6 protein-coding genes and 1 tRNA gene are annotated in these 11,026 nt (G+C 40.2%); 4 read left to right on the forward strand and 3 right to left on the reverse strand.

All coding sequences use genetic code 11. The features are described from left to right. Nucleotides 1-164: 164 nt before the first annotated feature. The 3 genes from KJA62_RS03225 to KJA62_RS03235 all read left to right on the forward strand — a co-directional run bounded on the left by KJA62_RS03225 (nucleotide 165) and on the right by KJA62_RS03235 (nucleotide 6,566). On the forward strand, nucleotides 165-2,966 hold the full coding sequence (locus KJA62_RS03225) for a polymorphic outer membrane protein middle domain-containing protein (protein WP_213318588.1): 2,802 nt from the start codon (nucleotides 165-167) through the stop codon (nucleotides 2,964-2,966). Nucleotides 2,967-2,974: 8 nt separating this feature from the next. Then, nucleotides 2,975-6,367: a polymorphic outer membrane protein middle domain-containing protein gene (locus KJA62_RS03230; RefSeq protein ID WP_213318589.1), complete on the forward strand. Its 3,393-nt coding sequence runs from the start codon at nucleotides 2,975-2,977 to the stop codon at nucleotides 6,365-6,367. Between the two features lie 113 nt (nucleotides 6,368-6,480). Beyond that, nucleotides 6,481-6,566, forward strand: a tRNA-Ser gene (locus tag KJA62_RS03235). A gap of 217 nt (nucleotides 6,567-6,783) precedes the next feature. On the opposite strand, the gene KJA62_RS03240 is transcribed toward KJA62_RS03235, so the two are convergent. The 3 genes from KJA62_RS03240 to KJA62_RS03250 all read right to left on the reverse strand — a co-directional run bounded on the left by KJA62_RS03240 (nucleotide 6,784) and on the right by KJA62_RS03250 (nucleotide 8,835). Further along, nucleotides 6,784-7,224, reverse strand: a complete 441-nt coding sequence (locus tag KJA62_RS03240; protein WP_213318590.1) for a hypothetical protein — start codon at nucleotides 7,222-7,224, stop codon at nucleotides 6,784-6,786. Then, the gene (locus KJA62_RS03245; protein ID WP_213318591.1) at nucleotides 7,211-7,972 is read right to left on the reverse strand and encodes a type II toxin-antitoxin system antitoxin SocA domain-containing protein; all 762 of its coding nucleotides are present in this window, start codon (nucleotides 7,970-7,972) and stop codon (nucleotides 7,211-7,213) included. The genes KJA62_RS03240 and KJA62_RS03245 overlap by 14 nt, the downstream gene beginning before the upstream one ends. Before the next feature lie 695 nt (nucleotides 7,973-8,667). After that, nucleotides 8,668-8,835 (reverse strand): hypothetical protein, encoded by a 168-nt coding sequence (locus KJA62_RS03250; RefSeq protein ID WP_213318592.1) that lies wholly within the window; start codon nucleotides 8,833-8,835, stop codon nucleotides 8,668-8,670. A 180-nt stretch (nucleotides 8,836-9,015) separates the two neighbouring features. Between KJA62_RS03250 and KJA62_RS03255 the strand changes: the two genes are divergently transcribed. Next, nucleotides 9,016-10,587 carry a hypothetical protein gene (locus KJA62_RS03255; protein ID WP_213318593.1) on the forward strand — a complete coding sequence of 524 codons (1,572 nt, stop codon included), beginning with the start codon at nucleotides 9,016-9,018 and terminating at the stop codon, nucleotides 10,585-10,587. Nucleotides 10,588-11,026: the final 439 nt, after the last annotated feature.

Below are 11,026 nucleotides of genomic sequence, written 5' to 3' on the forward strand. Positions count from 1 at the left end.
TATTAAGAGCAAACAAGTTAAACAAATAAAGAAAAAATTTATTTGATTATTACGTCGCAAAATCTTATTCAAAAGACTTAATACTCATGGGGGACCATGAGATTTTCAGTGTAGTTCATTTAGACAGAACCGTGCAAAAGGATCAAAAAGGCTAGATTGATCGAATGAGAAATAGTGTTTGTTCCACGATTATTGCAGCTTCTTCCTTAAGCATGGCAATGTGTTCTCACGCTTTTTCTTCACCCATAACTTTTGATAATATCTACTACGTAGATGATCCCTTCTCTGTTAGAGAAACCTCTTCAACCATCACCAAGACTCTCAAAAGAGATTTTTTTTCAAATGCTTCCTTTGAAACTATTTATCCTTCACTATCTTTCCTAAAATCCAACAAAGATTTAGTTCTTCAAGGAAACCACCACAGTTTCGTTAGCCAAGAAATCCCAGTAGGAATTTCATCTTCGAAAGGGATCACTTTCAAAAATTTCTCAAAAATTGAATTTTCAGAAATTAACTTGAAAGACAAACTGCTATCAAGTCCTAATATAACTTTTGCCAATAATGATGCTTTTTGCTTTCAGAATATTCGTTCCTTGACTGGAACTATAGCCCATCTTAATACCTCCGATGCTCTGACAATCTCTGGAAACAAGAATGTAGTTTTAACTAACAACTCTTCAACAAAAACAGGTTCCGTAGGTCAAGGCGGAACGTTGAACATAGCTGGCAACAAAAATTTCTGTGCCAAGGGAAATAGTGCAGGCTACGGAGGAGCTTTTCACTACAAAACTATTGATATCAGAAATAACGACGCTATAAGTTTCTCTAGCAATAGATCCACAGGGACCCTTCAAGAAAAGAAAGCTCTCTCTCAAAACTCCAAAGAAACAGTACTATCTCAGTATGGAGGTGGGGCTTTTTCTTCAGCCACAAATGCTACTATATCAGGAAATAATTCTGTTACTTTTGACAATAATACAACAGCAACCAATGGTGGTGCTATTTATGGAAAGAACTTGAATATCAGCAACAACAAGTCCGTCTCTTTCACAAACAATATTGGACTGACAAGTGGTGGAGCCATATATGTAGTATCTAGCGGAAATTGTTTTATTTCCGGAGATAGTGGAAATGTTAGATTTCAAAATAATTATGGAAGCAACAGGACCAGAAATTCTATTAGAGTCTCAAGAAACTCTGTCCTAACCTTACAAGCCAAAAACCGCTATGAAATCTTTCTTGGAGACCCCCTAGAGGTCAAAGAAAATAGCACAGTAACGCTTAATCCAAACAATAAGATCTCTCCAAACTTAGGAAAAATAGTGTTTTCTTCCGAAGGGGATGATTTGTCAGAGACCGACAGAACCTCCACGATTGATAGTCCAACTATCCAAAACGATGGTATTGTATACGTGTGCAACAATGCTATCCTTGCTCCATTAACTTTTTCGCAAACAGGAGGATGGTTAATAATAGGCGCTGCAGGAACAGTGACAACCTTAGACAAAACAGAAACTACTCCTTCTTCAACTAAAAAAAATTCTGTGCTAAACATTTCTAAACTAGGTATTGATGTAAGCTCCATCCTAGATAACCCTGTACTCGGCAAAGGAAAATCCACTGATAGTGTGAGCATACCTCAACTAATCGCAAGGTCCCCAACAGCTAATGAAATTCAGCAAAGAACACAAACATCGCTATCCGGAGAGATCACAATCTCAGGCCCCATCTATTTGACCGATGCTGACTTGCTACTATACGAAAATAATATTCGAATGGCATCTCCTATACCGGAGATCTCACTGCTTCAATTGGGAGAAGGAGAAAAACAACAAGAACAAACCACAGCCAACGGAAATATCAACGTATCTCAGGTCGATTTAAACACCCAACCTTCTCATTACGGCTATCAAGGCGTCTGGCATCTTGCTTGGGATAAAAGCACTCTTAAAGGTTCTTGGATACCGAGTGGAGAGTACATAGTTTCTCCAGAAAGGTCTGGAGCTATCATTGCTAACTCTATTTGGGGAAACTATGCAGGAATACATTCCCTCCTAAAGGTGTTACATAAAAACAATTACTCCTCTAATGGGTATCCTCACAACAGGACAAGATGGCTTCATGGAGCGTCTTTCTTCGGAGTAACAAACCTTTTTAAACCCCACCCAACAAACTTCAAATACAAAAGTGCTGGAGGTGTGGCTAGAATCTCCTCTCAATCACCCCAAGACGTTTCTTGTGGAATCGCTGTGGCAAAAATACGTGGAAACACTGTAGATGAAAACTTCTCCCAAAAGAGCAAAAATGATCTCCTATGTGGAGCAGCTCTTTTGGAAATAATCCCATGGCAAAATCGGTATATTTCCATAATAAAATCCTCTATAGCTTACGGAAATAGTAAAGAACGTCTAGAAAGCGTATTTGAATATACACTTCCTTCCAAAGAGTCTGGAAATGCAGAGTATCGGATTCATTCATTAGCGGGAGAATGTTTTCTATACTCTCCGTCAATAGGCTATCTACCTCTTCCTGGGATAAAATTGTTTCCTAAAATATTTCCTTTTGTAGCGGTTTCAGCAATGGGAGCAAAGATATCAGGATTCAAAGAGCAGGGTAGCTTCCCAAGAAATTTTTCTTCTTTACATCACTTCCTGAACATCTCTACTCCTATTGGGGTGCAATTACATAAAATATACTCCTCCCCGGGACATTCCCTATCTTGCGATGCCAATTTCTCTTTTTCCCCAGATGTTTACAGAAAAAATCCCGCAGTAAAAGGTCGATTATTGTTTAACAATGCTGTCTGGGAACAAGAGGGAGAAGATTTATCCTGGATAGGTTTTGAAATAGATTCCTCTATAAAGTACAAAATCCAGTCCTGGCAAATGAGCGCTAATTACTCTCTGCATGGTCGACAATCTTCTATGCATCATACAGCGAATGCAGGCATTCAAAAGATATTTTAAGAGAATATATGAAGTTTAAGAATAAAAAATTTTCTATCATCCTTTTGGCCGGCTTATTACGCATTTCCTCTGAAGCTCAAGAAACGCCTCTCGGAACAGAAACAACCGAACAAGCTATTTCTTCTTTTGATGATCTCATTGACAAGACAAAAAAACCTCAACCTACACTCACCTTGAAATTTAGCGATAACATAAGCGCTGAGAACAAATTTTTTACAGCACCTGAAAACTCAGAGCAATCGCCAGAAATAATTACAGAAAAGTCGGTCTCTTTATTGGTAGATGGAGAATCAGGGACCTCATCCCCCTTTCCAGGAATAATCTCAACTCCTACTTCTCTCACATTAAAGGGAGAAAATCATCAATTCAAAATTTCTGGTTTTAAGTTGGAAGATAACAAGGAGAAAGGGGTTAGTCTAATTTCCTCAAGCACTTTGCTCCTTTCCGGATTCTCCTCTCTAGAAATAGATTCTTCATCACTCATTTCTAAAATAGACGAATCAGCACCAAAAGCTTTGAATGAAGAAACATCTGCTCCGACCTCTTTTTCGTTCTTAGTGGGATCCAGTGTTACTATTTCTGAAAATGGTTCTGTTACTTTCGTCGGAAATTCCAGCAATCGAATACGTCAAGCAAATGGAGAAGCTCTTAGTTTTGATATCCCTTCCATTATTCAAGCTATTCCTCCGAAAGCTTCCGCTAGCTTGCCCAATCCAGAAACAGATAACCCCAACAATACTCCAGGAAAACTGGTCGTATCTAAAAACTCCAACGTAATGGTAAAAAATAATAGCTCATCTACGACGGGAGGAGCTTTCGCTGCCATTACCATGGACCTTAGCGAAAATAGATCTTTGTATTTTTACAATAATTCAGCCAAAAAATCTGGTGGAGCACTAGCGATATTATCTAACTCTCAAACCGCTACTCAACCTCCGGCACCAGCTCCCTCACCAGCTCCTCCACCTGCAGCTTTTCTAGCTGAGACAAATCCTAACGCTGTCTCCCTATCAAAGAATGGAAATATCTTTTTTTACGGAAATGTAGCTACATCTGGAGGAGCTATTAGCACTCAAAATGGTTGTTCTATAACTGAAAATAGGCAAGTAGTATTCAGTAGCAACTTAGCTGACACTGGAGGAAGTGCTATTCACCTAGCAAAAGGAAGCAACCAAACACAACCAACAGAATCTCCACAATTGCTCTTCAAGGGAAATAGGGGTGTGATTTTTTCCTATAACACCTGCACAGGCAAAGGTGGAGCTATTTTTGCCGATGCTGGCACTAAAATTTCCTTGTTTGCCGATGCTGGCGACATTATTTTCTTTGGAAATACCTTTCAGGGGATTGAAAACACTCCTCCAAAAAGTGAAAAAAAAAGTGGAAGCGGTACATGTGCTATTTTTCTAGAATCTGGACAAAATAACTCCTCCGCAGCTATTGATACTCTTTGCGCCTCTGCTTCAAGGACTATTGCATTCTTTGACTCTATCAAATGTGATACTTCCAAGTCCTCTCAAAAAAGTATACCTGTTAGCCGAGAAACACCTGAGGAAGAACTTCCTGAAGACTCACCTGATGAACCCTCAGAGCCTGCTCCTCCCTCATCAGACTCCACTCAACCTATCCCCCTCCAGATGAATAAGGTCTCAGGAGAAACTGGAGACGGTGCTCAAGTTTTTGCAGAGCAAGAAAGCTATACCGGAACAATTCTGTTTTCACTAGGCCGTCCTTCGTATGGTTCCAATATGGATGGTTCTAATCAGATTGCAGAGGTCAAACAACCTGTAACTCTCGGCGCAGGGACTCTAATTATCGACAGAGACACCACCTTCAAATGCCAGTCCTTCACGCAAGAGGGTAAAAGCACTATACGGTTCGGATCCGGATCTAAGCTAGAGACTACTGGAGCGGAAGCAACAGAAGCTACAGGAAAGACTATTGCAGAAAGCTTGAAAAACATCGAAATAGACTTGGACAGCTTTGATCATATTCCTAACTCTACTACAGAGTCTTACGAAAAAGCTATCTCTATCATCCTAAAGCCTTCCGGACAGCAAGTCGCATCCCTGAATGCCGACTCACTAAAAATTTCCTGTACTTCTCCCCAATGTTTTGCCGCCTATAACCAATTTAGCTTTGGAACTTCTATAACCTTTCCTATACTAAAAATTTCTTCTGGATCTCAAGGCGAAACAGAGATGCAGTCTTTGGAAGATATTACCCCCCCTGGATCTATAACTATCAACCCCGATACAGGGTATTCCGGAACTCTTACCTTCGAATGGAAAGGAAATGGTGTGGAAGGAAAAACTGGTGATAACGACAAGATATTAAACGCGACATGGACACCTACGGGATATAATGCATCAGCAAACTTCCGTAGTCCTACTTTCTTTGATGCTTCATGGATAGGAGCTTCCGCAGCAAGGACTGTTAGTAACGCCACACTATCTAAGATAGTTTGCCCATCAGATAAGATTTTCTTATCTTCTTCGGGGGAAGGACTTTTTTCCTCATTAAATCTTGGTAAAAAGGACGCTCGATCTCGGTACGAAGGGAAAGGCTTTGAAGTTAACTTATCCTTTGGCAACTTATCCTCGTCTTCTTTAGAGGTACGACTAGCTAGGATTTCAGGAGACACCTCTAATAGTCACTTTGGAGAAAGTATGGATACCGACTCTTATGTCGCAGGCTTTTCCATACAGAAAACCTCACCATCCAAAAGAATAGGCGAAGTTTTCGCAGAAGCATCCATCTACTACGCATTTTCTCAGAATAATCTGTACTCCACTCAGTCAGATCTTAATCCTAGAAAGCTTGAATTTGAAAGTCACTCATTTATATCAGCAATTACTGTTTCTGGTCCCTTCCTTGGCACTCCCATTACTCCGCATTTCTTCTCTGCAACGCCTTTCCTGAAAAGTGAGTTTGCTCTCTCAAAAATCCCCTCTTGCATGGAACAAGAAAACATCAGCAACACACTGTTATCACGATCAGCTATTGTCAATATTTCTGATGTCATTCATGTTTTGACAACTCTTCCAGAAACTCGTTTGAGAAAATACTCCGGGGCTTCTCTGTACAATCTCTCCGTACTGACAGGGATATCCCTAAAAGCTTCGCCTCAACGGCTAAAAGCTCCCTTCTCCCTAGCAGCTTCCGTAGCTTTTGTCGGAGATCCTTACAGACACTATCCTTCAGGAACCTTTATTATTCCTCAAAATAACGTTCCGGTCTTTGTTAAAGGAAGCAGTTTTTCGAGATGTTCTTGCGAAGTATCCTCTGTGATAGACATAGATTTCTTCAAAAACCTCGCTGTTTATGCGGATTATAAAGGTCGATTTGCTTCCAGAAATTACTTCCAATCCATCAAGGTAGGAAGTTCTGTCCATTTCTGAAGTTTAATTGATTGTAAGAGCAATTTACTTATGAATTTTCGTATTCTTCACAAAGGAACTTGATTTCCTTCTTAGAATTTCTCTAAACTGTCTCCTTTCCCATTGGCTTTTATGGAAGAGTGGCAGAGTGGTCGAATGCATCTGATTCGAAATCAGACGTTCTCTCAAGGAACCGGGGGTTCGAATCCCTCCTCTTCCGATGTTCCGGTGCCTGCATTGTCTCTCTTTTGGTTCCCCACTGCAAAGAGCTGGCAAAGTCGGGCAGGACATCCTCCCTGGTCGCCTTAAAGAGGTTTTCAGTGTTAAAACTAGCAATAAATGTTGCACACAAAAACGGGAGCGGTTGACAAATCTTACTTTCCCTACTAGGGTGTGTAGAGGTTTCAAACCATGGAGTCTATTAACCAACCTACGTTCTAGGAAGGCCTGCTATCAGAGCCTGACTGCACAAGATCTAACGACGTCTCCTCCATATACTTCCAAACAGCATCAAAAAGCGACCTATCTTCATTAGCTTTGTCTGCTTTAAGATAAATTTCGACAAAATATATCTCATCCCTAAGCGAGATATACGCATAGGTAATTCGAATATCTGTTTTCGATCCCTTACCCTTTAGGGATTTACAGGAAAAACGTCTTGCTTTGAAACAACCCACGCCCTTTCTGGGCATACTTTTTCTGAAGGGAATACGACAAATACCCCCATTATCCTTGTGTTCTTTATGATAAGCAAATAACTGAGCCGTAATGAATGTTTCTAAATCTTCTTCAAGAGAGCGAAACTTTTTCTTAAGCCTCTTAAACTGATTGGAAAAACTAACCCCCCGAGTAATTCTTTTAAAACTATTCTTCCTCATTGCGCACGCTGTATTCAGGCGTTCGATAAAAAACGCTTTCGTAGTCAATAATCCCCATCTCTTCGGCCACTATCCAAGGAATATCTCCGTGTGAATACTCACTCATCTGTGTGGCATTTTTGTCAGAAAGACGTGCTAACACATCGTCAATTAATGCAATCTCCCTCTCAGACAAGCACTTAAGATTGGGTTTTCTTCGAGCTATATATCTCTTCTGCTCCTTCTTGTAATAACTCTCTAGGGATCGAATGATCTCTCCATTTTCTATCATGGAATTGATGACTGTTTCATAGTCGGAAGAGGGCGTCGGACCAAAATTATTTTTGATATACGTGGCTCCTATCAACTGTTCTTCGTATTTTTCATAGAAATCAAAATCTATAAAATACAAAAGCTTATAGATAACCGTCTCACCCACATTAGCTTTCTCGCCAACCTTGTCAAGGATATAAAGGAGAACCTCTCGAAACTTCTCAATATTGTTCATCGGAATACTGACACGCATCTCTCCCTCGGACACGGGATCTTCTTGTTCAAAACATAAATCCTCCGAATCCATCAGCTGATCGCAATCCACCTCCAAGACACCGGCAAAACGAAGAAGCTCCTGGTCACTGACAGAAAGAAACCCCTTCTCAATCCCAATGAGAACTTCTTCTTCGATACCTAGCTTCTGAGCCAATTCATCTCGGCGCCAGCCTCTATCTTCCCGCAATTGTGTGATTTTTTCCCCAAAGGTACTATCCATCGTTAGCTCCCATCTTAAGTGCTAGTCTCCTTATAGCGAATACGTGCTTTTCTAAGTAATTAACCTAAAGCAAAAGCTACTCAGGGCAACCACGTCGAAGATAAAGTTTTACAAAAAGGATAGCAAGGCCAAAAACACTATTCCATAAACGTAGACTCCTACTGAGGAAAACTCAGCAACCTAAGGTATGACAAACACCATCAAAGAAAAACCATGAAGCCATAGCCAAGTCATCGAAAAAAGTATAGGGAAAAACAAAAAAAAGATTTTCTATAACCCGTGAGCAACAAAGGGATGATACCCTTAGTACTACCAATACATCTGTTCTAAAGATTTTCCTGTGTTGACAATTTCAAATTACCTGCATTCATTCGTCCACGGCGCTTAAATCTCCATGTTCGAGATTCGTTTTTGTAATTTATTAATAACAAAACAACGCCACTAACTCCTTTCTGGTAGACAACATACGAAAATTTTTACATTGTTTTTTTTAAAAAAATTTTTTAACCTGTCTCGCTGATTCCTAATAAATGAATTTTACTATGGATGTTGCAACTCCTATGCCTCTGCCTTGTTTCTGCTCGTTTGGAGGCATGTGGTCCTAGTCCTTCTTATACTTGTGAAAGCACTTTCAGCGTCTTTTCACGCGGGAGTCCTGTGCTTTGATAGCTCCGAACAGGTTCTACCAGAAACAATTAGAAGGCTGTTAAGAAGAAATAGTCTACCAGCATGTAGTTTCCAATACCGACAACCTCTGGCAACAAATTTCTGTCTCGAACACAATTTCCTCCCGTATCTATGTATATGTTGTGATGCAAACTTCGCGACTCATAGATGGTCCCCTTCAAGATTGGAATGTCCACCTCCCATACAACTTCCTCTTTTTAGTTTTTTCCTTCCTTGTGACCTTTCTCATACACCGTTCCAGGCAAAACAAATCTTTTGCCTGCAATCCTTAGAAAAATTTTTTTTGCTCTTCTTTAACTTTAATAGAGACATATGTTTATGATGATCAACCCTTTAATGGAGAGGAATAATTAGTTATGACCTCTCCGATTTCATCTCCTCTCAATGAGATCTTACAGCAAGTAATATCCTCTCAACCTCAGGGATCAAAAAATCCAAGCCCATCTACAGATCCTCATCCAGGCCCCTCCTCCAGAGAGGAAACTTCTAAACGCAATATTTCTTACAATTTTAACCTAGGGCTAGGGGGGCTTGCAGAAATCAATGTCTTAGAAACTGCTGTCGATATCGTAAAATTACTTCTCTCTTTACAAGACAATCCTAGAGTAATTGCTGGAGCAACAGCATGTTACAATAGGTTGTTGCCTTGGTGTTCCTCCTCCTGCGGATGTCCAAAATGTGGGTGCCCAAATGGTGAATGCGGATGCGGAACTCTAGGAGCACTTCTCTGCGACTGTTTCAAATCTTGCTGTTTACCCCTAGATGCCGACCCTTTGTCAGAAGGGTTGGAGTTTTTCCAAAAGCTAGCAGATAAATTTGGTCCTGTGGCCGTAGCAATTGCTTTCGAAAATTTAGGGATAGATCTAGCAGCTTTTCTTACAGGAGAAACTAGACTAGACGAAGATACAAAAAAAGATATTGAGAACAAAGCAGAAGACATACAGAATCGCTTGGCCGAAGTCAGCCAAAAAAAACACGACAAGAAAGTTCTGGAATCTCTCTTACTTTGGGTAGACGGACAAAATCCACAATTAAAAAATAATATCCACAAAAGTTTAAAAGATCTCCAAGACACAGATCTTCAAGATAGAGAGGAAACCTCCACAGGGTTTCCTGAAATATTGCTGGATGTTGGAAAGAAAGGAGATAATGTCCTTTCCCTTCCCTTATCTAAAGAGAATATCATGGAAACTCTGATGGCCATGAAAGTTTTCGACCTCGATCTGGGTTGTTCAGGAGGGATAGGCTCCAAAGATGCCGCTCTTATGGCCAGAGTCATCTTACACGTTCTCTCCAAATGGTGTTCCTCTTCAGTGACCGGAGTAAGAGTTTCTGTAACAGATGATCTATTCAGGGCTGTTTTATCGTTGGTTCTTCTTCTATTTGGATATCTTCCTGGGAAAAAAGAAGATATAACTGAAGAAGCATTTTTTCATCTTCAAGATCTTAAAAGAGAATTCCCCATAGACAGACCCCTTCTTACTAGATACTTCTTCAGAACCAAGACAGAAGAAGTTTCATCGGAGGAAGAGGCAAACAAAGATAAGGTTTCTACAACCAAAAAGAAAGATAAAGGGAAAAGAAAGTTAGAAAAAAAACCTGCTCTTGATGAAGTAGATGCCTCTTTTCCTGCTCCCCTGCTTACTGAAGACTACGGTAGCGTAAACCATCAAAGACGCCTTATGGAACTTGCCCAAAAGATTTGTCAGGTAAGCGGATCTTTCTTCGAAGGCACTTCCATAAAAAAACCTCAACCACCTATCACACAACAACCCAAAGCACAAAGAAGTGGAAGTAGGCACCTACAAACCCAAGGTAAAGCCGAAGCCCCTCTGGAAGGAATTTCAGAACATACAAAAAGTTACCCAGATGACAGAGACTCTGGAAGTCCAAGCGGCTCGTCGGGTATCACTTCTACTCGACTCTAAAAAACCAGACACGAGCATGGATAAGCAAAAGAAAAGCTAGAAATAATCCTCTAGTAACATGCAATTAAGGATAAGGAGATATGCCAAAATCAAAAATAACGATTACAGTAAAAAAGTAAAACTCAACCAAAAGATAGAAAAATACAAAACGAATAAATCGGACATAAGATCTTCTTGTGCCCGATATAAATCCCTTGAATTCACTAAACGATTACAATCTATCCTCAAGACTTTGGTAAAACGAAGAAGCTCCTGATCTCTAATAGAAAGATACTTCTGCTCGACCCAGAGAAGAAATTCTTCTTCAATGCCTGGCTCCTAAGCTAACTCATCTCGGCGCCAACTTTATCTTGCTGCAATTGTCTAGTTTTAAGGTGCTACCATTGGTAGCTCCTGCGGAAGAAGTGTGAATAAGAATAGGTTAGGAAAGGTTTATGTG

This window comes from Chlamydiifrater volucris (assembly GCF_902806995.1).
Classification (GTDB): Bacteria; Chlamydiota; Chlamydiia; order Chlamydiales; family Chlamydiaceae; genus Chlamydiifrater; species Chlamydiifrater volucris.